This is a genomic window from Chelatococcus sp. HY11, assembly GCF_018398335.1.
GTDB lineage: Bacteria > Pseudomonadota > Alphaproteobacteria > Rhizobiales > Beijerinckiaceae > Chelatococcus.
Genome location: NZ_JAHBRX010000001.1, coordinates 3,480,730 through 3,503,497, shown reverse-complemented (window position 1 = coordinate 3,503,497; position 22,768 = coordinate 3,480,730). Strand labels below are relative to the sequence as shown.

General features: G+C 64.8%; 23 protein-coding genes. 12 read left to right on the top strand and 11 right to left on the bottom strand.

Going from position 1 to position 22,768, the window contains the following annotated elements:
• Window positions 1-7: 7 nt before the first annotated feature.
• The 5 genes from KIO74_RS15955 to ccmA are packed head-to-tail and all read right to left on the bottom strand — an operon-like array spanning window position 8 to window position 3,167.
• Window positions 8-631, bottom strand: a complete 624-nt coding sequence (locus KIO74_RS15955) for a DsbE family thiol:disulfide interchange protein (RefSeq protein ID WP_249731332.1) — start codon at window positions 629-631, stop codon at window positions 8-10.
• Window positions 591-923, bottom strand: a complete 333-nt coding sequence (ccmD, locus tag KIO74_RS15950) for a heme exporter protein CcmD (protein WP_213332802.1) — start codon at window positions 921-923, stop codon at window positions 591-593. Before ccmD ends, KIO74_RS15955 begins: the two co-directional genes overlap by 41 nt.
• A 10-nt stretch (window positions 924-933) precedes the next feature.
• The gene (locus KIO74_RS15945; RefSeq protein WP_213332801.1) at window positions 934-1,728 is read right to left on the bottom strand and encodes a heme ABC transporter permease; all 795 of its coding nucleotides are present in this window, start codon (window positions 1,726-1,728) and stop codon (window positions 934-936) included.
• Between the two features lie 60 nt (window positions 1,729-1,788).
• Window positions 1,789-2,457: a heme exporter protein CcmB gene (gene ccmB / locus KIO74_RS15940; protein ID WP_213332800.1), complete on the bottom strand. Its 669-nt coding sequence runs from the start codon at window positions 2,455-2,457 to the stop codon at window positions 1,789-1,791.
• The gene (gene ccmA, locus KIO74_RS15935; RefSeq protein ID WP_213332799.1) at window positions 2,454-3,167 is read right to left on the bottom strand and encodes a heme ABC exporter ATP-binding protein CcmA; all 714 of its coding nucleotides are present in this window, start codon (window positions 3,165-3,167) and stop codon (window positions 2,454-2,456) included. Before ccmA ends, ccmB begins: the two co-directional genes overlap by 4 nt.
• A 243-nt stretch (window positions 3,168-3,410) precedes the next feature.
• On the opposite strand from ccmA, the gene acnA reads away from it, so the two are divergent.
• The 10 genes from acnA (at window position 3,411) to KIO74_RS15885 (ending at window position 14,183) form a co-directional block, all read left to right on the top strand.
• Window positions 3,411-6,098 carry an aconitate hydratase AcnA gene (gene acnA, locus KIO74_RS15930; protein WP_213332798.1) on the top strand — a complete coding sequence of 896 codons (2,688 nt, stop codon included), beginning with the start codon at window positions 3,411-3,413 and terminating at the stop codon, window positions 6,096-6,098.
• 308 nt (window positions 6,099-6,406) lie between these two features.
• Complete coding sequence (locus KIO74_RS15925; RefSeq protein ID WP_110374860.1) at window positions 6,407-6,688, top strand: acyl carrier protein; 282 nt, start codon at window positions 6,407-6,409, stop codon at window positions 6,686-6,688.
• A gap of 97 nt (window positions 6,689-6,785) precedes the next feature.
• Complete coding sequence (locus KIO74_RS15920) at window positions 6,786-7,259, top strand: 3-hydroxyacyl-ACP dehydratase FabZ family protein (protein WP_213332797.1); 474 nt, start codon at window positions 6,786-6,788, stop codon at window positions 7,257-7,259.
• Window positions 7,249-8,388, top strand: coding sequence for a beta-ketoacyl-ACP synthase (locus KIO74_RS15915; protein ID WP_213332796.1), 1,140 nt, complete (start codon window positions 7,249-7,251; stop codon window positions 8,386-8,388). The genes KIO74_RS15920 and KIO74_RS15915 overlap by 11 nt, the downstream gene beginning before the upstream one ends.
• A 12-nt stretch (window positions 8,389-8,400) precedes the next feature.
• Window positions 8,401-9,705 (top strand): beta-ketoacyl-ACP synthase, encoded by a 1,305-nt coding sequence (locus tag KIO74_RS15910; RefSeq protein WP_213332795.1) that lies wholly within the window; start codon window positions 8,401-8,403, stop codon window positions 9,703-9,705.
• A 10-nt stretch (window positions 9,706-9,715) separates the two neighbouring features.
• The gene (locus KIO74_RS15905) at window positions 9,716-10,477 is read left to right on the top strand and encodes an SDR family oxidoreductase (RefSeq protein ID WP_213332794.1); all 762 of its coding nucleotides are present in this window, start codon (window positions 9,716-9,718) and stop codon (window positions 10,475-10,477) included.
• A 92-nt stretch (window positions 10,478-10,569) separates the two neighbouring features.
• Window positions 10,570-11,592 (top strand): zinc-binding dehydrogenase, encoded by a 1,023-nt coding sequence (locus KIO74_RS15900; protein WP_213332793.1) that lies wholly within the window; start codon window positions 10,570-10,572, stop codon window positions 11,590-11,592.
• Window positions 11,593-11,699: 107 nt separating this feature from the next.
• Window positions 11,700-12,659: a lipid A biosynthesis lauroyl acyltransferase gene (locus KIO74_RS15895; RefSeq protein WP_283772128.1), complete on the top strand. Its 960-nt coding sequence runs from the start codon at window positions 11,700-11,702 to the stop codon at window positions 12,657-12,659.
• Between the two features lie 49 nt (window positions 12,660-12,708).
• Window positions 12,709-13,476, top strand: coding sequence for a DUF1223 domain-containing protein (locus KIO74_RS15890; protein WP_213332792.1), 768 nt, complete (start codon window positions 12,709-12,711; stop codon window positions 13,474-13,476).
• 62 nt (window positions 13,477-13,538) lie between these two features.
• The gene (locus tag KIO74_RS15885; RefSeq protein WP_213335506.1) at window positions 13,539-14,183 is read left to right on the top strand and encodes a LysE family translocator; all 645 of its coding nucleotides are present in this window, start codon (window positions 13,539-13,541) and stop codon (window positions 14,181-14,183) included.
• 374 nt (window positions 14,184-14,557) lie between these two features.
• Here the strand turns inward: KIO74_RS15885 and KIO74_RS15880 are convergent, their stop codons facing one another.
• The 3 genes from KIO74_RS15880 to KIO74_RS15870 all read right to left on the bottom strand — a co-directional run bounded on the left by KIO74_RS15880 (window position 14,558) and on the right by KIO74_RS15870 (window position 16,177).
• Window positions 14,558-14,872, bottom strand: a complete 315-nt coding sequence (locus tag KIO74_RS15880; RefSeq protein WP_213332791.1) for a hypothetical protein — start codon at window positions 14,870-14,872, stop codon at window positions 14,558-14,560.
• Between the two features lie 547 nt (window positions 14,873-15,419).
• Window positions 15,420-15,926, bottom strand: a complete 507-nt coding sequence (locus KIO74_RS15875) for a YciE/YciF ferroxidase family protein (protein WP_213332790.1) — start codon at window positions 15,924-15,926, stop codon at window positions 15,420-15,422.
• Window positions 15,926-16,177 carry a hypothetical protein gene (locus tag KIO74_RS15870; protein ID WP_213332789.1) on the bottom strand — a complete coding sequence of 84 codons (252 nt, stop codon included), beginning with the start codon at window positions 16,175-16,177 and terminating at the stop codon, window positions 15,926-15,928. Before KIO74_RS15870 ends, KIO74_RS15875 begins: the two co-directional genes overlap by 1 nt.
• 162 nt (window positions 16,178-16,339) lie before the next feature.
• Between KIO74_RS15870 and KIO74_RS15865 the strand changes: the two genes are divergently transcribed.
• Window positions 16,340-17,149, top strand: coding sequence for an NAD-dependent epimerase/dehydratase family protein (locus KIO74_RS15865; protein WP_213332788.1), 810 nt, complete (start codon window positions 16,340-16,342; stop codon window positions 17,147-17,149).
• A 114-nt stretch (window positions 17,150-17,263) separates the two neighbouring features.
• Complete coding sequence (locus tag KIO74_RS15860; RefSeq protein ID WP_213332787.1) at window positions 17,264-18,271, top strand: mannonate dehydratase; 1,008 nt, start codon at window positions 17,264-17,266, stop codon at window positions 18,269-18,271.
• 263 nt (window positions 18,272-18,534) lie between these two features.
• Here the strand turns inward: KIO74_RS15860 and KIO74_RS15855 are convergent, their stop codons facing one another.
• Genes KIO74_RS15855 through KIO74_RS15845 form a run of 3 tightly spaced genes read right to left on the bottom strand, consistent with a single transcriptional unit; the run spans window position 18,535 to window position 22,763 of the window.
• Complete coding sequence (locus KIO74_RS15855) at window positions 18,535-19,794, bottom strand: mandelate racemase/muconate lactonizing enzyme family protein (protein ID WP_213332786.1); 1,260 nt, start codon at window positions 19,792-19,794, stop codon at window positions 18,535-18,537.
• 18 nt (window positions 19,795-19,812) lie between these two features.
• On the bottom strand, window positions 19,813-21,597 hold the full coding sequence (locus KIO74_RS15850) for an ABC transporter ATP-binding protein (protein ID WP_213332785.1): 1,785 nt from the start codon (window positions 21,595-21,597) through the stop codon (window positions 19,813-19,815).
• Window positions 21,597-22,763: an ABC transporter permease gene (locus KIO74_RS15845; RefSeq protein WP_502762114.1), complete on the bottom strand. Its 1,167-nt coding sequence runs from the start codon at window positions 22,761-22,763 to the stop codon at window positions 21,597-21,599. The genes KIO74_RS15850 and KIO74_RS15845 overlap by 1 nt, the downstream gene beginning before the upstream one ends.
• Window positions 22,764-22,768 lie beyond the last annotated feature (5 nt).

Below are 22,768 nucleotides of genomic sequence, written 5' to 3'. Positions count from 1 at the left end.
CGAATCGTCAGGGCTTGGCCGCCTTGTCGATCGCTGCGTTGATACTCGTTTGCAGAGCCTCGTGGGTTAACGGCCCGATATGTTTATGCTGAATGCGTCCGTCGCGGCTGACGATAAAGGTCTCAGGCACGCCATACACCCCCCAGTCGATCGAGGCGCGACCAGCCGCATCCACGCCGACCGCCGTGAAGGGATTGCCGAGCGCGCCCAGGAAGCGCCGGGCGTTCTCAGCGTTGTCCTTGTAGTTGATTCCAACGACCTTGACGCGCGGATCCTGCGCCAAGCTCATCAGGAGTGGATGTTCCTCGCGACAGGGCGCGCACCAGGACGCCCAGATGTTCACGACCGTCACCTGATTCGGCCCTGATGCCAGCAGGCTCTCGTTGGTCAACCCCGGCACGGGCTGGCCATCGCGCACGAGGCCCTCGAGCGGCGGCAGGGAAAAGACGGGAACCGGCCGTCCTATGAGGGCTGACGGAATGCGGGCCGGATCGCCGGCGAACAACCGCACCACGAACAGCACGGCCAGCGCCAGGAAGATGACGAGCGGAACTGCGAGCAGGATGCGACGCCTCCGCAGCGACGCCTCGTCAGTGACGATCGCTCCGTCCGTCGTTGTGGGATCGCGCAGCACCACGCTCTTTGCCCTCGTTTGAATCCTGGTTCGCGGCATCGCGTGCCGATGATGTATGTCCGGCGCCGCCACCGCTATCGCCGATATCCCGCACGGCACTTGCACCCGGAGGATGGCCGGACGATGGCATACGGTTGCGCGCCACCCCGCGTGCGGCCAGGGCGTCGAGGGCTTTGTGCTGCATCCGGCTGTCCATGACGGCGCGTAGCACAAGACCTGTCACGATGACGGCAGCCGCCCCATAGGCGGCGAGCACAAAACCGATATGGGGAGCATCGAGCGCGATCATCACCGGAACCTCACGCCGGCCCCGCGCCGGCCGAGCCGGCACCGAGCGGAAGCGGGCGGCGATGGTCCGCGGACTGATCGGCCGCCTTCAGGGTGAGGCTGCGGACCCGCCGCGCCAGGATCTCGCTGCGCATGCCGGATACGTGCAGCGTGAGGGCGAGCAACGTCAGGCCGATCGCCATCATGAACAACGGCCACAGCATGCTGGCGTCGATCGTCGCGCCGTCCATGCGGATGACGGAGGCCGGCTGGTGCAGGGTATTCCACCAATCCACCGAGAACTTGACGATGGGGATGTTGACGAAGCCGACCAGGGTAAGGATGGCAACGGCACGCGCCGCCTGTCCCGGCTCCTCGATGGCGCGCCAGAGCGCGAGGATGCCGAGATAGATGAGAAAGAGCACGAGCACGGAGGTCAGGCGCGCGTCCCATACCCACCAGGTACCCCACATGGGCTTGCCCCAGAGGGAGCCGGTGACGAGGCACAGCAGCGTGAAGGCTGCCCCGATCGGTGCCGCTGCCTTCTGGGAGACGTCGGCCAGGGGGTGACGCCAGACCAGCGTGCCGAGCGCCGATGCGCTCATGATCGTGTAGAGGGCAAGCGCGAGCCAGGCCGCCGGCACGTGAATGTACATGATGCGGACCGTCTCACCCTGCTGATAGTCCGTAGGCGACGAAAACAGCGCGAGATAGAGCCCGGTGGCGGTGACAATGGCGCTCACCCCCGCCATCCAAGGGAGAACGCGGGCCGAGAGAGCCATGAAACGCGTGGGATTGGCGAGCCCCCATAGAAGGCTGGTCGGCATGGTGCTCCTCCGCATCATCGTGATGTAGCGGCCGACAGTCTCGCCCGCAACGGTCTCCTGCTATCCGCCGCCGCGTAACGCTGCCGCGGACGCCACCGCCCCGGTCACGATCGCGACAAGGCTGAGCGCGGCGAGCACGAGGAAGGGCGTGAGGAACGGCACCGTTCCCCCCAGCGCCGCCTGCGCCGCCGAGACGCCGAAGATCAGCGTGGGGATCATCAACGGCAGCACAAGGACGGCCAGAATGAGCCCCCCGCGCGGCAGGGTCGCCGTCAACGCTGCCCCGATGCCGCCGATGAAGGTCAGGGCCGGCGTGCCGACCATCAGCGTCGCCATGACCGAAAGCATCGCATCGGGCTCCTGGGCCAGGAGTAGGCCGAACAGCGGCGAGAGCAGCGCCAGCGGAAAGCCCGTTGTGAGCCAATGGGCGAAGCCCTTCACGACGACAGTGAGTTCGAGCGGCACCTGCGACATCAGCATGAGATCAAGCGAACCATCCTCCTCATCGCCCTGGAAAAGCCGGTCGAGGCCGATGAGCGTGGCCAGCACCGCCGCGATCCAGAGGATGGCCGGGCCGATGCGGCGCAGAAGGTTGAGATCCGGCCCGAGCGCGAAGGGGATAAGCGTGACGAGCATCAGGAAGAACACGACGCCGAGCAAGCCGGAGCCGCCGACCCGCGCCGCGAGCTTCAGGTCCCTGACGAGAAGAGCGCGGAGAGCGGCCATCATCGGCTGAACTCCCAGGCGTCCAGATCGCCAGGCCCATCACTTGGGCTATCGCCAGAGCTATTGTCATGCCCGTCACTCTTGCCACCGAGAGTGAGCACGCGCGCGCCGTCGAGCCCCAGCGGCAGATGTGTCGCCGCGACGATGAGGCCCCCACGCGCGAGCTGCCGCTGCATCAGATGCGCGAGATCCTCCTGCGCCGTGGCATCCAGCGCCGCCGTGGGCTCGTCGAGCAGCCATACGGGCCGATCAACAAGGATGAGCCGCGCCAGGGCCACACGCCGCCGCTGGCCCGCCGAGAGATATCCGACAGGAATATCGGACACATGAACGAGACCAAGATCATCAAGGGCCGCAACCGCCTGCGGCGGTGTCGCCGGCACCCCCAGCATCGCGGCGGCGAAAACGAGGTTCTCCGTCGCCGTCAGCGCCGTTTTGAGCCCGTCGCGATGCCCCACCAAGACCGCCCGTTCGGCGAGCGGTGCATCCTCCTCTCCCTCGCGTCGCTCGGTCGAGCTGCTGTCCCCGATCAGGCGGATCGTGCCACTGGCGGGCTTCAGCCGCCCGGCGAGGGTCGCGAGCAGCGTCGACTTTCCCGCGCCGTTCTGTCCCCTCACCACAAGCGCTTCGCCACCGGCGACCGTGAGCGTAAGGTGCTCGACCAGCAGCCGTCCAGAACGGCGGCAGGAGAGACGATCGATCTCAAGGCGCAAGATGGGCGAACCTCTGGGCGGGAAGGGAGGGCGAAATGACCGTGAGGGCTTCACGGTCAGTTTAGAATCACTATCATTCGTCTAGAAGTCCGGCACGAAACTCTCTATATAGAGCGCAGGCTGCGCCGCGCGCGTGACGCGCGGGGACCTGGGCACCCCCGGGGCGGCGCGCGCTTTTGCGCAACAGGCTGGCATGTCCGTCTCACCAGACATTTGTGCCGTCCATCCCCGAAGGATCACGCGATGACCAAATCCGTCGATAGCTTCTCCTCCCGCCGCACCATCGTCGCGGCTGGCAAGACTTACACCTACTATTCCCTGCCGGAAGCCGAAAAGAACGGCCTTGAGGGAATTTCCCGCCTGCCCTTCTCCATGAAGGTGCTTCTCGAAAACTTGCTGCGCTTCGAGGACGGCCGTTCCGTCACGAAGAAGGACATCATCGCCATCAAGGACTGGCTGGTGAACCGCGGCACGGCCGAGCGCGAGATCGCCTATCGCCCGTCACGCGTTCTGATGCAGGACTTCACCGGCGTTCCCGCGGTCGTCGACCTCGCCGCGATGCGCGACGCCATGGTCAATCTCGGCGGCGACCCCAAGCGCATCAACCCGCTGGTGCCGGTCGACCTCGTCATCGACCACTCGGTGATCGTGAATTTCTTCGGCAACAACGCCGCCTTCGGCAAGAACGTCGAGGAAGAATACAAGCAGAACCAGGAGCGTTACCGCTTCCTGAAATGGGGCCAGTCGGCCTTCGACAATTTCCGTGTCGTGCCGCCCGGCACCGGCATCTGCCACCAGGTCAACCTCGAGTACCTCGCACAGACCGTGTGGACCAAGACCGAGGACGGCGAAACGGTCGCCTATCCCGATACCTGCGTCGGCACGGACAGCCACACCACCATGGTGAACGGCCTCGGCGTGCTCGGCTGGGGCGTCGGCGGCATCGAGGCCGAGGCGGCCATGCTCGGCCAGCCGGTCTCCATGCTCATCCCCGAGGTCATCGGCTTCAAGCTCACCGGCAGGCTCAACGAGGGCATCACGGCGACCGACCTCGTGCTGACGGTCACCCAGATGCTGCGCAAGAAAGGCGTGGTCGGCAAATTCGTCGAATTCTTCGGCGATGGCCTCGACCATCTCTCGCTGGCCGACCGCGCCACGATCGGCAACATGGCGCCGGAATATGGCGCGACCTGCGGTTTCTTCCCCGTCGACAGTGAAACCATCGCCTATCTCGACGAGACCGGCCGTACCGACGACCGCATCGCGCTGGTCGAGGCCTATTCCAAGGCACAGGGCATGTGGCGCGAAGTGGGCACGCCGGATCCGGTCTTCACCGACATCCTCGAGCTCGACATCGGCTCCGTGCTGCCATCGCTCGCCGGCCCCAAGCGCCCACAGGACCGCGTGCTGCTCTCCGGCACCAAGGAAGGCTTTCTCGCCGCCCTCGAAGGCGAGTTCAAGAAGCCGGGCGAGGCTGCCAAGCGTTTCGCCGTTGCCGATGCCGACTTCACCCTCGGTCATGGCGATGTCACCATCGCCGCCATCACCTCCTGCACCAACACCTCCAACCCGAGCGTGCTGATCGCGGCCGGACTTCTGGCGCGCAACGCTGCCGCCAAGGGCCTCAAGTCCAAGCCGTGGGTGAAGACTTCGCTGGCACCGGGATCGCAGGTGGTCGAAGGCTATCTCAACGCCTCCGGCCTGCAGACCGATCTCGACGCCCTCGGGTTCAATCTCGTCGGCTTCGGCTGCACGACCTGCATCGGCAACTCCGGCCCGCTGCCCGAGAACATCTCCGAGGCGATCAACAAGAACGACCTCGTCGCGGGCGCCGTCATCTCCGGCAACCGCAACTTCGAAGGCCGCGTGAACCCGGACGTGAAGGCGAACTACCTCGCCTCGCCGCCGCTGGTCGTCGCCTATGCCATCGCCGGCTCGCTGCAGATCGACCTGACAACCGAGCCGCTCGGCACGGGTTCGGACGGAAAGCCGGTCTATCTCAAGGATATCTGGCCGTCCAACCAGGAGATCGCCAAGTTCATCCGCGAGAACGTCACCAAGAAGATGTTCCAGGAAAAATACGCTGACGTCTTCAAGGGCGACAGCAACTGGCAGAAAATTGCCGTGCCGACCGGCGAGACATATGCCTGGGACTCGGGCTCCACCTATGTGCAGAACCCGCCTTACTTTGAAGGCATGGAGATGAAGCCGGAGCCGGTCACGGACATCGTCAAGGCGCGGGTGATGGGCCTGTTCCTCGATTCGATCACGACCGACCACATCTCTCCGGCCGGTTCGATCAAGGAAGCAAGCCCTGCTGGTCACTACCTGCGCGATCACCAGGTGCGCCCGCAGGACTTCAACCAGTACGGCACGCGCCGTGGCAACCACGAAGTCATGATGCGCGGCACCTTCGCCAATATCCGCATCAAGAATCAGATGCTCGGCGGCAAGGAAGGTGGCTTCACCAAGCATTGGCCCGATGGCACCGAGATGCCGATTTATGACGCGGCCATGAAGTACAAGGCGGAGGGCGTTCCGCTCGTGGTCTTTGCCGGCAAGGAATACGGCACCGGTTCCTCCCGCGACTGGGCGGCCAAGGGCACCAAGCTGCTCGGCATCCGCGCGGTCATCGCCCAGAGCTTCGAGCGCATCCACCGCTCCAACCTCGTGGGGATGGGCATCGTCCCGCTCGTCTTCCAGGGTGAAGACTCCTGGCAGACGCTTGGACTCAAGGGCGACGAAGTCGTCACCATCCGCGGCATCGAGGGCGACCTGAAGCCGCGCCAGACGCTGACAGCAGAGATCACCCTTGGCGACGGCTCGGTGAAGAACGTCCCGCTGACCTGCCGCATCGATACGCTCGACGAGCTGGATTATTTCCGCAACGGCGGCATCCTGCAGTACGTCCTGCGCAATCTCGCAGCCTAATGATGAACGGGGCGGCCCTCGAGGCCGCCTCCTTCTCCCACGACCACGGCGCGGGACGCCTGCCCGCTTTCTGAATGTCAGCCTGGCTTTCAGGAAGGAGCAGCGGCTTGCACCGATGGCGTGCGCTGCCGCACAATCTGCGATTTTGCGGCGAAGATCGGTCACCGAACCGTCACCCGCGCTTGGACAAGAGCCGGCGCTCATGTATAGGGAAACGCATCAAGGCCCCGCGCACGCCCCACGTGCCTGGGCATTTTTTCTGTTGCGCCCTTAAGGGTTGCACACTTCACGGACAGGAGAGCCAAGCGATGGCATCTACCTTCGAGACCGTCGCCGATATCATCGCCGAAACCGCTGACATTCCGCGCGATCAGATCACGCCGGAAAGCCACGCCATCGACGATCTCGGTATTGATTCGCTGGCCTTCCTCGACATCGCCTTCGCGATCGACAAGGCGTTCGGCATCAAGTTGCCTCTTGAGACCTGGACGCAGGAGGTCAACGACGGGAAGGTCCCGGCCGACCAGTATTTCGTTCTGAAGAACCTTTGCGCCCGCATCGACGATCTCGTGGCGGCGAAAACCGCGTGACGCGCCCTGACAATGGGCCTTCGAGCCCGTCCGGGCTTGATGAAACGACAGGCGCCGGTCTCCCCGGCGCTGCTGTCTGGCTCCGGTAGCTCACCGTATGCGCCTTGAATATTTCCAGATGATCGACCGCGTCGTCGCTTTCGACGAGGCGGCTTTGCGGCTTGAGGCCCGCTCCACCGTTCCTGCGGAGAGCCCGGTTTTTGAAGGCCATTTCCCCGGTCACCCGCTGATGCCGGGCGTCCTTCTCACCGAGACGATGGCCCAGGCATCCGGCTATCTCATCCTCGGCCTCTGCCGTTTCTCCCATATGCCGTTTCTCTGCGGCGTCGAGAAGGCGAAGTTCCGCACCTTTGTCGGCCCCGGCGCGCCGCTCGACATCACCGCCACCCGTCTTCACGAAGGCTCAGGCTACGCCGTGACAAAGGCGCGCATTGCGTCGGGCGGCAAGGCCATCTGTGATGCAGAGCTGATGTTCCGCACGATGCCCTTCCCGGACGGTCTCGGGGCCCGCATGCGTGAACAGGCAGCATCCCTCGGCCTCGAAGTGGAGGAATCGCAGAATGACGCGTGAGGTCTGGATCACCGGCCTCGGGCTCGTCTCCAGCCTGGGTGAAGGCGCGAAAGCCCATCTCGGCATTTTCGACGGAGACACGGACCCGGTCATCGATAGCGAGCGCTTCGCGCCGTTCTCTGTCCATCCCGCCATTCCCCTGGAGCTGGACCGGCAGATTCCGAAGAAGGCCGACCAACGCCAGATGGAACCCTGGCAGCGCCTCGGCGTCTATGCCGCGGGTCTCGCGCTCGAAGACGCGGGCCTGAAGGGCGACGCCGAAAGGCTTGCGGCCATGCAGCTCATCGTTGCGGCGGGTGGTGGTGAGCGCGACTACGCGGTCGACGGCCAGATCCTGACCGGGCTGCGCACGGCCGAAAAGCCCGGTGTGTTTCTCAACGAACATCTGATGGGCGACATCCGGCCGACCCTGTTCCTAGCGCAGTTGTCCAACCTTCTGGCCGGCAACATTTCCATCGTTCATGGCGTCACCGGTGCCACCCGTACCTTCATGGGCGAGGAGCAGTCCGGCGTCGACGCCCTGCGCATCGCCCATGCGCGGATTGCGGCGGGACAGGGCGACACGTTCCTCGTGGGCGGCGCCTACAACGCCGAGCGACCGGACGTCCTCCTGATCTACGAAATGGGCCAGCTTCTCTGGAAGAAGCCTTATGCGTCGGTCTGGGACCGGCCCGGCGAGGGCGGTGGTTTCATTCCCGGCAGCGCTGCTGGCTTCCTGGTGCTCGAAGCGCGGGAAACAGCCGAGGCGCGCGGAGCCACACCGGTCGCGACGTTGCAGGCGGTCGCGGCGGACCAGGTGACGCGCGGCATCGGCGCGGTGGGCGCCAGCGTCGAGAACCTGTGGCAGCAAGCGGCGAGCGACTTCAGGCCGACGGGCGGCGCCATTCTCTCCGGCGCGACGGGTATAACCGGCATCACCGAGGAAGAGCGTGGCGCGCTCGCCAAGCTTATGCCGGGCACGACGGTCCATGCCATGGGCGATTTCATCGGTCACACGATCGAGGCGCAGTTCCCCTTGAGCGTGGCCATCGCGGCGGCAGCGATCCGCGACAGCTATCTCAGGCAGGCCGCGGTCACCAGCGTCGGTCACATGCGCGGCGAAGGCCTGGCCTTCCTGACGTCGGTCTGAGGCGGGAGCACGATGGCACAGCAACACCGCGACAGTCATGAACACCGCGACAGCCATGGACGGCCGATCGTTGCCGTCACCGGCATGGGCGTCGTCACCTCGCTCGGCGCCGGCAAGGACGAGAACTGGGCCGCCCTGACGGCGGGCCGCTCCGGCATCCACACCATCAGCCGCTTCCCGATCGAGGGCCTGCGCACAACCATCGCGGGCACGGTCGATTTCATTCCCGTCGAACCGTTCTGCGCTCCTCTTCTTTCCGAGCAGCTCGCGACGCTCGCCGCCGAGGAGGCCGTGAGCCAGGCGGCCATCGGTTCGGCCGGCGATTTTCCCGGCAGCCTTTTCATCGCCGTGCCGCCCGTGGAAATGGAATGGCCGCAGCGCGAGGCGCTAGCCAAGGCATCCGGCCAGGCGGGCGACATCACTTATGCCGACCTGCTCAAGGCGGCCGGCTCCGGCGATTTCAGGGCCTGGCACAACCTCTTCCTGTTCGGAACCGTCGCGGATCGCATCCGCGAGCGCTTCGGCACCAAGGGCTCGCCGATCTCGCTGTCGACGGCCTGTTCTTCCGGCGCGACGGCCATTCAGCTTGGCGTCGAGGCGATCCGTCGCGGCGAGAACAAGGCCGTGCTCGCCATCGGCACCGACGGCTCGGTGCATGCGGAAGCCTTGATCCGTTTCTCGCTGCTCTCGGCCCTGTCAACCCAGAACGACCCGGCCGAGGAGGCCGCGAAGCCCTTCTCCAAGAACCGTGACGGCTTTGTCATGGGCGAAGGCGCCGCGGCACTCGTCCTCGAGGATTACGACCACGCGATCGCGCGCGGCGCGACCATCCTCGGCATCGTGGCGGGCGTCGGCGAGAAGGGCGATGGTTTTCACCGCACCCGTTCGAGCCCCGGCGGGGCGCCGATCATCGCCGCCATCCGCGAGGCCATCGCCGACGCGGGGCTGACGCCGGATGATGTCGACTATATCAACGCCCATGGCACGGCGACGCCGGAAAATGACAAGATGGAGGCGCTCGGCCTGACGACCGTGCTCGGCGAGCGCATGGCGCAGGTGCCGATCTCCTCCAACAAGTCGATGATCGGCCATACCTTGACGGCGGCCGGCGCCATCGAGGCGGTCGTGTCGCTGATGACGATCGCCAATGGCCGTCTGCCGCCCACGATCAACTATCAGGTGCCCGATCCCGCGATCCCGCTTGATGTGGTACCCAACGAGGCGCGTGACGCATCCGTCACCCGCGTGCTCTCCAATTCCTTCGGCTTCGGCGGTCAGAACACCTGCCTGCTGTTCACGGCCGAACCGGTGACCTGACGCAGATACGATGACAGCCTCCGTCGAACCGCAACGCATTCTCGTCACCGGCGGAGCCAAGGGCGTCGGCGCCGCCATCGTGCGGACGCTCGTCGCCGGCGGCTATGCCGTCGATTTCACCTATCGCAGCTCCGGCGACGCCGCTCACGCCCTGGCGCGTGAGCTGTCGGACGCCCACGGCGTGGCTGTCAACGCGCTGGCGCTCGACCTCGCCGACACGGCCGCGATAGAGGCCTTCTGCGTGGCGCAGGAAGACACTGTCTACTACGGGCTCGTGCACAACGCCGGCCAGCCTTATGACGCCTTGACCGCCGTGATGTCGCAGGACAAGGCCGAGGCGGCCATGCAGGTCAATTTCTGGTCCGTGACGCGGCTGGTGAAGACCTTCATCCGGCCGATGATCCGCGCTCGCGCGGGGCGCATCGCCGTGATCGGCTCCGTGACCGCGCTTCAGGCGAATGCCGGAAATGCGGCCTATGCCGCCTCCAAGGGCGCGCTGCTCAGCTATCTCAAGACGCTCGCGATCGAGAGCGCCAAGCGTGGTGTCACCGCTAACTACATCGCGCCCGGCTTCATCGATACCGACATGATGACCCCCTATGCGGCCTACCGCGCGCAGATGGAAAAGCAGATCCCGGCGGGCCGTTTCGCGGCGCCGGACGAGATCGCCGGTCTTGTCGCCTTCCTGATGAGCCCGCCTGCGGCCTATATCACCGGCGCGGTCATTCCGATCGACGGCGGCCTGACCGCACAGCTCGGTGTCCATCGCTGAGCCCTAATCCGGGCGTGGTGGTTGATGCCGGCGGTGTGCCCTGCTACGGATCGCGTCACTCAAAAATCAGGTAGATTGTGACGATGCATTCCATGCGCGCGCTGCAGCTTTTTGGTGACCGCGACCTCAGACTGGAAGAGGTGGCCGCACCGCCACCTCCCGGCCCGGGCGAGGTCCAGGTGCGTGTCCACGCCGTCGGCCTCAACCACATCGATGTCTGGGGCTTCCGTGGCATGGCCTTTGCCAAGCGCAAGCTGCCGCTCGCCGTTGGAGCGGAGGCCTCCGGTGCCGTGGTCGCGGTGGGCGAGGACGTCACCCATGTGGATGTCGGGGATCGCGTCGCCATGTATGGCGCGATGACCTGCGGCCATTGCAAGGCTTGCCGCGAAGGCCGCGACAATCTCTGCGAGAATGTCGGCGGGGTGCTCGGCTTCCATATCGACGGCTTTGCCCGCGACTTCGTCAATATGCCCCAGCGGCTCATGGTGAAGATTCCCGATGGCGTGAGCTTCCAGGAAGCCGCCTGCGCGCCGGTTGCCTTCGGCACCGTGCAGCACATGCTCTTCGACAACGCCAAGCTCGAACCCGGCGAGACGATCCTCGTCCATGCCGGCGGCTCCGGCATCGGCACCGCGGCGATCAAGATGGCCAAGGCCATCGGCTGCACCGTGATCACCACGGTCGGCGATGATGACAAGGGCGCCAAGGCCAAGCTGCTCGGCGCCGACCATGTGATCAACTACCGCACCGACCGCTTCGAGGGGGTGGTGCGCAAGCTCACAGGCCGCAAGGGCGTCGACGTGGTCTTCGAGCATGTCGGCGTCGACACCTGGAACGGCTCCCTGCTCTGCCTGAAGCGTGGCGGCCGCCTGGTGACCTGCGGGTCGACCTCCGGCGTATCGACCACGATGAACCTGATGCAGCTCTTCCAGCAGCAGTACAAGATCTTCGGATCGTTCGGCTGCACGCTGCGCAACATCGAGCAGTCGCTGCACAAGATGGCGACAGGCCTCACGCCGGTGATCGATACCGTCTTCGATGTCGCCGACTACGCTGAGGGCCTGGAGCGGCTCGAAAGCCGCAAGGTGTTCGGCAAGGTCATCGTGACCTTGTAACGCGGTCCATGCTCTTGACCCGGCAGCCCGCTTCGGGGAAGTAGGCAGGCAAGAGTGGGTTGGACGGCGCATGCGTCCTGCCGCGTAATGCTTGGAGCAGGACGACTTTGACAGCACGACGTCAGATCTCGCTTGGCGGGATCGTTCGGCGATTGGCCGCGCGGGTCGCGGAAGTGACCATGATCGGGCTCGTCCGCGCTGTCTTCGCACTGTTCCGCGCGTTGGGTCCGGACCGCTCGAGCGCCTTGGGCGGCGCCGTCGCCCGCGCCATCGGGCCACTCTTCCCCGCCCATCGCACCGCGATGACCAATCTGCGCGAAGCCTTTCCCGACAAGAGCGAGGCGGAGCGGCGCGCGATCGCGCGGAGCGCCTGGGACAATCTCGGCCGCACCGGCGCGGAATATGCCCATCTCTCGGTCCTGTTCGACTATGACCACGACAACCCGCAACTTGATGCACGTGTGGAAGTGGATGGCATCGAGCACTTCATGGCGCTGCGTGACGATGGCAAGCCTGGCATTATATTCTCCGCGCATCTCGGCAACTGGGAGCTCCCCGCGATCTGCGCGGCGCGCTACGGGCTGGCGGCGACGGCGGTCTTCCGCGCGCCCAACGATCCCGGCATCGCCCATGTGGTGCATGAGGTGCGCAGCCAGACCATGGGCGGGCTCGAGGCCGCGCGCCAGGGGGCGGCCTTCGCCATGGCCCGCGTCCTCGAGGACGGCGGTCATCTCGGGATGTTGATCGACCAGCACTTCACACGCGGGGTGACAGTGCCGTTCTTCGGGCGGCCGGCACGGACAAATCCGATCCTCGGCAAATTCGCGCGGCGATTCGACTGTCCGGTGCATGGCGTCCGGGTCCAGCGGCTGCCCGGAGGGCGTTTCCGCCTGCAGTTGACGCCTCCGCTTGATCTACCGCGCGACAGCGAGGGACTGGTCGATGTCGAGGGCGCCATGGCCGCCATGACGGCCGTCGTCGAGACTTGGGTGCGAGAGGATCCCGGCCAATGGCTGTGGATGCATCGTCGCTGGCGCCCGCCTGTCGTCGCGCTCAAGGCAACGTGAGTATCGCCGGCGGCAAATTTGCGTTTCAGTGATCGTGGAAACAGCCTCCATGACAAAAAGATTTGCCCTCGTCCCCACCCTTACCTGCCTGATGGCGATTTCATTCCCCGCTCTTGCCGGGAATGCGCCACGTGGCGTCGTCGAACTCTTCACCAGCCAGGGCTGCTCGTCCTGCCCGCCGGCCGATGCCCTTCTGCGCGAGCTCGCGAAGGACACGAGCATCGTGGCGATCAGCCTCCCCGTGACCTACTGGGACTATCTCGGCTGGAAGGATACGCTCGCCGAGAAGGCCTTCAGCAAACGCCAGCGCGCCTATGCCGAGACGCGTGGCGATGGCCAGATCTACACGCCGCAAGCAGTGATCAACGGATCGCGGCATGCGCTCGGATCTGACCGCAAGAGCATCGAGGCCGCCATCGCCAACAAGGGTGAGGGCGAGAAGGGGAATATCGACAAGAGCCTTGCCAAGACCGCGCTGACAATCCCGCTCGACGTCAGCGATAACGCGGGGACGCTCAAGATAGCGGTGCCGCAGGGTCAGCCTGGCCAAACCGCGGCGCTGTGGATTCTGGCGGTCTCGCGCAGCCACAACGTGGCCATCGGGCGCGGCGAGAACACGGGTCGCACCGTCGTTTACACGAATGTCGTCAGGCGCATCACGAAGCTCGGTGACTGGTCCGGGCAAGCGATGACGATCGATGTTTCACCGGAGGCGGCCAAGCCCCCGGGCACGGACGGTTACGTCGTGCTGCTGCAGGCAGTTGACAACGGCCGCCCAAGCGTGATTCTCGGCGCGGCCAAAAGCGACGGCCTTTAGCGACCAGGGGGCTGCGGGCCTCCTTCTTGCAGGGCCGTTCCAGTGCGGATTCCGCGACGATGATGACGTTCCTGCCATCCACCACGATCATCCTGACTTACACGCTTGCCTGCATCGTCCTGTTCGTGACCCCAGGGCCCGACATGAGCCTGATGCTCGCCAAGACCCTGTCCGGCGGTCGCCGCCAGGGCTTCGCGGCGCTCTTTGGAACCACCGCGGGTTGCTGCGTGCAGACCATGCTCGCCGCGCTCGGCGTGTCCGCCCTTCTCGCCGCATCGGTCACAGCCTTCACGATCCTGAAGGTCGTCGGCGCGCTGTATCTGTTGTGGCTTGCGTTCGAAGCCATCCGCCATGGCTCCGCGCTGAGTGTCGACGCGAAGCGGCAGGGAAAGCCTATGCCGCTATGGCGCACGGCTCTCGTCGGACTCGGCATCAATCTCACCAACCCGAAGGTCGTCCTGTTCTTTGTGACGTTCCTTCCGCAATTCGTGGACGCGAGCGACCCCCATGCCTCGGGTAAGCTCTGGTTCCTGGGGCTTTACTTCGTCGTGGTCGCCACGCCCCTCTCGATCGCGCTAGTGCTGGCCGCGGACAAGGTGGTCGGGGCACTGAAGCGCCGTCCCCGCGTCATGCGGGCGATCGACTACGGCTTTGCGAGCCTGTTCGGCGCGTTCGCCATCAAGATGCTGACCGTCCAGGCGCGGTAGGAGCGATCGACATTCAGGGATGACGACGGTTGCCGCTGCGCACCTCTCGCTGGAGGGAGAGGTCGCGCCGAAGGTGTGGGTGAGGGAACTCCCTCAAGGAAGCGATGATCCCCCTCACCCCAATCCTGTCCCTCCGGGAGAGGCCGGAGCGCCGGTGGCCGCTCACATCCAATCGGACGGGAAAGGCGCGGCTCTGCACACCGCGGCTGCCTCGATACCACAGCGGTTGCTGAACCCACGTTTCAGTCGAAGCGCTCAATGCCGATCCAGCCTCGCCCCCGCCGGCCCATAAAAAAGCCTGTCCGAATGGACAGGCTTTCACACCGGATGCGAACCGGAGGCCGGGCGATCGCCGGATTACGCTTCGGGCCAGATCAGCGAGCTGCCGGATCAGCCAGCGGCGGCGTCAGATAGACCTTGGGGAAGGGATTGCGACCCGCGCCGATGCGCGGCGGTAGCGCCTCATACTGGGGCTGCGCGGCGAGCGTGGGCGCCGGGGAGCTCAAAATGCTGCCGGCTGTCACATAGCCTGAAAGCGAGCCGACCGGCACGACCGTGCCAGGATCGAGGAAGCTGCGAGGCTGAACGCGGATTGTCCGCGGCTGGCGGTTTTGAGCCTCGGCTGCAGCCGATACGACGAGACCCGCCGCGAGTGTGATTGCCGTCAAGGCGAGTGACTGGGAGCGCATGGCTTACATCCTGCGGTTCATTTGAACGTGCAGATATTATCTTATACGCCGCAATGCAATCCAAAGGCGAATATTGTTCATACGCCTTGGAAAACGTCACATTAACGTTGACGCGCCCTCAGCCTTGACTAGACGCGCCCTGCGTCGTCGCCAAATCACGGCAGACCGGTCCGGCGGCGGTGGCCAGCGCTCCTGCCGCAGGACGGCGACGGGAAGAAACGCGGCAAAAACCGACGCCAAAACGGATGACCCCGAGCATCAACGCGCCAACGGCGGCGGTATGGCGGGACGCGACAATCGCCGTCCCGCCGAGAGCGCTCGAAAGAAGAGCCGCCCCAACGCCCGTCGCTTCTTCACGGAGCCAGCCCCCTCGCGACCGCTTCAAAATCGCAAAGGCCAAGAAGAACTCACCGCTTCATGACCATTCGCCTTTTGGACCATGGCGGGAACGAGCGTCCAGATGAATTTTGAACTGCGCTGCCGGAAAAGAGCTCGCGCCGCGGACTGTCCTTCAAGGCGGTCCACCCTTCAAGACAATCCGCCCGCGCTACTCCGCCGCCTGCATATTGACGGTGCCGACGGCCAGCTTTGTCAGCTTCTGATCCGTCGCCTTCTCCTCATCAAGGTTCTGCTGGAGCACCTTCGCGCAGTCGTCGCGACCAAGTTCCTTCGCCCAGGCCACAAGCGTGCCATAGCGTGTCATCTCATAGTGTTCGACAGCTTGGCCCGCCGCGATCAAGGCCGCGTCAAGAACGCGCGGATCATCGACATCACCGGCAATTTCCTCGGCCTCCTCGATGATTCCGTCAATCGCCGGACACTCCACGGCTTTCGCCTGAGCGCCGTGCATGCGGAAGACTTCCTCCACACGGGCGATGTGATTCTTCGTTTCACCGAGATGGGTTTCGAACCCCTTCTTGAGTTCAGCGTTGCTCGCCTTCTTCACCATGTCCGGTAAAGCTTTGGCGATCTTCTTCTCAGCGTAGTAAATGTCCTGCAGCGTATGGACAAACAGATCGTCCATTGACTTTATGTCTTTCGCGAAAAAACCCATTATACCCTCCACAATATATGGAAAATGGACAAGCCCCAGCTTTTAAGGCTTAGGCGAAATTTCTCCCGAGGCTCCAGCGAATAACGTTCTCCGTTAAAGCCTGTTCCGAAATAATTCCGATGGCGGCGACGAATACTGCCGGGCTTGCGCTGCGCCAGCGATGGCTTAATACCGCGTGGTGAGCCGCAGTCCGCCGATGGACACAACAAACGCTTCACGGCCAGCATCCGGTCGTGGGCGACGCTTTTCATCTGGCCTCACGTCTTTCCCGTCGACATTCGGCCGACCTCCTAGCAGAATGGAGAGACTGGCCAATCGGCGAGACAGGTATTCCGTCAGACATACCGTGACCGGGCATCGAGACCCGGAGCGGCTTGACCGTTGCACAGAACGGCGGATCTGGAGGGGGAGGAATGGCGCGTACCATCAATCGCGTGCTCATCACTGGCGCGGGCGGCCGCATCGGCGGGATGTTGCGGACCGCGCTCCAGGGTCGATATGAGCGCCTTATCTTGTCTGACATCATTCCACTGAAAGACGTTCAGTCGCATGAGGAAGGCGTCACATGCGACCTCAAGGATGCTGAGGCCGTCAGGCACGCCTGCCGCGATGTGGATGCCATCATCCATTGCGGCGGCAACCCGCGCGAGAGCCCCTGGCCGGAGATCCTGGAGCCCAACATCATCGGCTCGATCAATGTCTGGGAGGCAGCGCGCCACGAAGGCGTCGACCGCATCATCTATGCGAGTTCGAACCACGCGATCGCCTTCACTCGGCGCAGCGAAACGCTGGACCATCGCGGCCCGCACCGGCCTGACTGCCGCTATGGGCTGTCAAAGGCCTTCATGGAGGATCTCGCCTACCTCTACGCCTATAAATACGGCGTGCGCGGCTTCGGCATGCGCATAGGCTCCTTCACGCCAACACCGACGGATGCACGCGCGCTTTCGACCTGGATTTCCCACCGGGACATGGCGCAATTGGTGAGCGTTGGCCTGACCGCCGATTATACCAACGAGATAGTCTTCGGCATCTCACGCAACAAGCGGGCCTGGTGGGACAACAGCAACGCCTACCGGCTCGGCTACGATCCACAGGATGAGTCGGAAGCCTATGCTGCCGAGGTCGGCCATATCCGGGGCGACGATCCCATAGCGGAAGAGTTCCAGGGATCACGCTTCGTGTCGACGGAATTCACCGCCGATCCCAATGACGTCCCTTAAGTCTTGGATGTCCCTTGAGCCTTGGATGCCACTAGAGCCTTGGATGTCGGTGGAGCCTTGCCCGCGAGGCCGGCGGGACAGCCAGGCCGCCGTGGCGCGACTAAGGAGTGGAGAATGTTTGTAGGCACGCAGTTCAAGGCCCGCACGGATGACGACTACCGGGTCATGGCGCAATTGGGCGTCCGCCACGTCTGCGCCGATCCGCCCGGCAACCCGCATGACTGGACACTCGACGACCTCGAGCGGCACCGCGCTCATATCGAGAGCTTCGGTCTCGTGCTCGACATGGTGGAATTGCCCCTGAAATCCCATCCGATCGAAGAGAGCCGCAGCCCGCATATCCTGCTCGGGCAAAGCCCAGAGCGCGACCGGGAGATCGATTCGATCTGCGCTCTACTGGACCGCGTGGCGCGTGCCGGCATCCCCGCCGTCAAATACAACATGAACATCATCGGCATTCCGCGCACCGCGCCGGAGGCCGGGCGCGGCGGCTCGGTCAACGAAGCCTTCCGCTGGGACAAGGCTGATCATGAAGCCGCGCCCGGACGCGCCGGCATTCTCCCGGAGGAGGAGAACTGGGAGCGGATCGACTATTTCCTGGCGCGCGTCGTGTCCGTGGCCACCGCCGTGAAGGTGCGGCTCGCCTGCCATCCGCACGATCCTTACACCCCGCCGGGCTATCGCGGCGTCACGCGTGTGCTCGGCACGGTCGAGGGGTTGAAGCGCTTCGTGACGATGCATGAGAGCCCGTATCACGGGCTCAATTTCTGCCAAGGCACGGTCGGCGAGATGCTGGAAGATCCCGCTCGCGAAATCGGCGATGTCATCAGGTGGTTTGGCGAACGCGGCAAGCTCTTCAACGTGCATTTCCGCAATATCCGGGGGAGGCGCCTCGATTTCATGGAGACCTTCCCGGACGAGGGCGACATGGATATGGTCGCCGCGCTCAAGCTCTATGCCGAGGTCGGCTACAAATACATGATCATGCCGGATCATGCGCCCAAGGTGTCCGGCCCGGATCCAAGCGGCACGGCCTTCGCCTTCTGCTACGGCTACATCATCGGCGCCATGCAGGCGCTCGGGCTCGATCCGCATGGGCCTGAGGCAGCGCCGCGCGATTGAAAGGCGGGACTGTTGGGGCAGCTCATTGAACGCGGCCCGTCATCGTGAGCGTCCCTTCTCCCCGGCGGGGAGAAGGACAGGATGAGGGGTATGCGCTCCAGGGTCAAAAGCCCCTCACCCGGTCGCTACGCGCCCGACCTCTCCCCACCGGGAGAGGTAAGAAGCGGCCGATGGCGTCGCAGCCAGCTGGATCCCCTTCCCGGCCGGCTTTGCCGGCCGCCGGGGATGAAACGGGGAGCAGGATCAAAGCGGCGAAAGCCCTCTCACCCGCCCGTGCGCGTCAGCTTCGCCCGCCGTCGCAGGCGCGTCTGGAAATAGACGTTCTCGCCGACCGTGCCCGTCTCATAGGCCCAGCCGTCCTCGGGCGGCATGTCGGCGACGTTGCGGCGGCTCGGATAGCGCGCCACTTCCTCCTCGACGATGTCGACGCCGAGGCCGGGGGCGGTCGGCACCGGCAGATGTCCGTCGACGACCTTCAGCACCGGCGTAACCACCTCGTAGCGGCCCGGCCAGTCGAACTCGACACGCTCCAGCATCAACGCGTTGGGAATGGTCGCCATGACATGGAGCGCCGCGAATTCCGCCACCGGTCCGAGCGAACCGGAATGGGGAGCCATGGTGATGAAATGTCCCTCCGCCATGGCCGCCATCTTGCGCATCTGCGTGATGCCGCCGGCGCGGCCGGTATCGGGCTGGATGACATCGACGAGATCACGCTCGATGTAGGGCCGAATGCCCCAGATCGTGCTGACACGCTCGCCGGCGGCCAGCGGAATATCCACGGAATCGCGCACCCGCGCCAGCGCGTCCAGGCTCTCGGGTGCGACCGGGTCCTCGTAGAAGAGAAGATCGAGCGGCTCGAGGGCGCGGCCGACGATGATCGCGTCCTGGGGTGTCATCCAGGACGGGCCATGCGCGTCGACCATCACGTCTACATCAGCGCCGACGGCGTCACGCACCGCCGCCACGCAATCAACATCAACGGCGCCTGTGAAGCCGACCTTCACGCCGGTATATCCGCGTGCCATCAGGTCGCGTGCGCGCTCCGGTGTCTTGGCATGGCCGTAGACGCGGATGCGATCGCGGAAGCGCCCCCCGAGCAGGTTCCAGACCGGCTGGCCGAGCGCCTTGCCCTTGATGTCCCACAAAGCCATCTCGATCCCGGTCAGGGCACCGCCACCGACCGTGCCGAGCACGCCGTGGCCCATCGAGGCCACGTAGAGGCGATGCCACAGCCGGTCGATGTCGCTGGCCTCCTCACCCACGAGTATCGAGGCATAGTCCTTGACCGCCGTTTCGATGACGCGCGGCCAGCCGGAGCATTCGCCGACGCCGGTGATGCCCTCGTCGGTAAAGATCTTCACGAATAGCCAGTTGCGCGATCCGCGGAAGTCGGCATCGGCCCCAAGTCCCGCGCTATCTTTTCCCGCACTGTCCTGGGCTGCTCCCTCCTTCGAGGCACTCGTCGTTGTCGGGCGCGAGCCGACTTGCATCAGATAGGTTTTGACGGCGGTGATCTTCATGGGACGACTAATCCAACTTTACGGTTCACGATAGCGAAAGCGATGCGTCATGCCGCGCCGGCGCGGGTCGGCGACCGGAACAGCCGAGAGCAGGGACTGCGTGTAGGCATGCTGGGGGTTGGAGCAGACCGTCTCCGTCTCGCCCGTCTCGACGATGCGGCCCCGGTGCATGACCGCGATGCGATCGCAGAAATAGCGGATCACCGCGATATCGTGGCTGATGAAGATGAAACTGAGATCGAGCCGCTCCTGCAGGTCGAGCATCAGATCGAGGATCTGGGTCCTCAGGCTCACATCGAGCGCCGACGACGCTTCGTCGGCGATGATGATGCGCGGGTCAGGCGCGATTGCCCTCGCAATCGAGATGCGCTGCCTCTGCCCGCCCGAGAAGGCATGGGGGTAACGCTCCGCCGCCGAGGCCGGCAGGCCGACGAGCCCGAGAAGCTCCGCGACGCGCGCCTTGAGAGCCGCGCCACTCAAGCTGCCGTTGACGAGCAGCGGCTCGCCGATGATCTGCCCGACGGTCATGCGCGGATTGAGCGATGAGAACGGATCCTGGAACACCATGCGAATGTCGCGCCAGGGCTCCTTCAGCTGGTTGTCCGACAGCGGCGCCAGATCGATCGTCTTGCCGTGGCGATCCGTATAAAGAATGCGGCCTGATGTGACGGGATGAACGCGCTGCAGGCAACGGCCGAGCGTCGTCTTGCCCGACCCGGACTCGCCCACGATGCCGAGGTTTTCACCGGCCTTCAGCTCAAGGCTCGCGTCCGCCACCGCGACGATGGAATCGTGCTTCAACCCCAGAAAGCCGGTGGCGAAAGGGAACTCCTTGCGCATGTCCGCCATGACGAGGATCGGCTTGCCGGGCGCCGCCTTCGCCCGCATGGCGAGGCGCCGCTCCGATGGCCGGTCGAGTTCCCGCACGGCATTGAGCAGATGGCGCGTGTAGTCGTGCTGTGGCCTCTCGAAGATCGAGAACACGTCGCCGCGCTCCACCATCTTGCCGAAACGCATCACGGCGATGTCGTCGGCGATCTCGGCGACGACCCCCATGTCATGGGTGATGAACATCACGGCCATGTCGCTGTCGCGCTGGAGCTGGCGGATCAACGCCAGAATCTCGGCCTGAATCGTCACGTCGAGCGCCGTGGTCGGCTCATCGGCGATCAGAACCGCCGGATTGCAGGCCAATGCCATGGCGATGACCGCGCGCTGGCGCATCCCACCGGAATACTCGAAGGGATAGCGGTCGATCGCCACCTCCGGCCGGGGAATCTCGACCTTGCGCAGGAGTTCGATGGTCCGCGCCCGCGCCTCCTTCTTCGAGACATGCTCGTGCAGGCGGATGACCTCGCCGATCTGGTCACCGATGCGATGCACCGGCGACAATGAGCTCATCGGCTCCTGGAAGATCATCGCGACGTCGCGCCCGCGAATGGAGCGGATCGCCGACGAGCGCGGATCGAGGCTGACGAGATCCACCGTGTTCTCGGCGCCGCGCCCCCGCGCCGTGAGATGGCGGTGCAGCAGAACCTGCCCGGAGGCGACCTTGCCGGGCGGATCGACGATCTGAAGGATCGACCGGGCCGTCACGCTCTTGCCGGAGCCGCTTTCCCCCACGACACACAGCGTGCGGCCAGGATAGAGCGACAATGTCACATCGTCCACCGCGCGGAACACGCCGCGTCGCGTGGCGAATTCGGTGACGAGGTTCCTGACCTCAAGAACCGGCAGTGGCTCACGCCCCGAGCCTCCGGCGCCGTTCGGCGAGCCGGGGAGACGATCGGCGGTCCCGCTCATCAGCGGCCCTCCTGCGCATAGGGATCGGCCGCGTCACGCAGGCCGTCGCCGAGGAAATTGAGAGCGAGAACCGCGACGCAGACGGCCACGCCTGGCGCGAACAGCCAGGGCGCCTGGGCGATGCTGCGCACGTTCTGCGCCTCTTTGAGAAGCACGCCCCAGGAAATCGTCGGCGGCAGGAGGCCGAGGCCGAGGAACGACAGGGACGTCTCGGCGATGATCATGACCGGGATGGCGAGGCTGACCGAGGCGATGATATGGCTGACCATCGACGGCATCATATGGCGGAAGATGACGCGCGCCTTGCTGCCCCCGTCGAGCCGCGCGGCGACGACGAAATCTTCCGTCCGCAGGGCCAGGAAACGCCCGCGCACCACACGCGCCAGCTCCGTCCAGCCGACGAGCGACAGGATCAGGGTGATGGCGAAATAGCGGGTCAGCGGCGCCCAGTCCTGCGGCAGGGCGGCGCTCAACCCCAGCCAGATGGGGATTGTCGGGAGGGACAGCTTGAGTTCGATGAGTCGCTGGACCCCGGTATCGACCCAGCCGCCGTAATAGCCGGACAACCCGCCCAGCACGAGGCCGAGCAACAGGCTGACGGCGACGCCGGCAAGACCAATCGACATCGAGACGCGCGTTCCGGCGATGATTCGGCTCAGCATGTCGCGGCCAAGCCGGTCCGCGCCGAGAAGATAGAAGCGCTCGCCGGGCGTGACCGCGGCGATCAGGCGCTTCTCCATCGGGATCAAACCCCACAGCTTGTAGGGTGAGCCGTTGCCGAACAGGGTGAGATAGATCTTCTTGTCCGGGTCTGGTGCAAAGGTCGTCTTGAGCGTGAAGCGGTCCCGCGACAGCTTCATGCCATTCACATGAGGTCGAAAGGTCCAGCTTCCGTCAGCGGTGGTGTCGAACAGGTGGATCATCTGCGGCGGATGGTAGACATCGCGCGACGACGGCGCGTCGGGATCGAACGGCGCCAGAAACTCCGTGAATAGCGCGACGAGATAGAAGGCTATGACCACCACCGCGCCGGTCATCGCAAGACGATGACGACGGAAGGTGCCCCAGATCAACCGCCATTGCGACGCGCTGTCCTCGCCGGCGATGGCCCGGGGATCGGCGTTCGGATCGATATGTGGATCGGCGACGACACTCATCGATGCGATCTCCC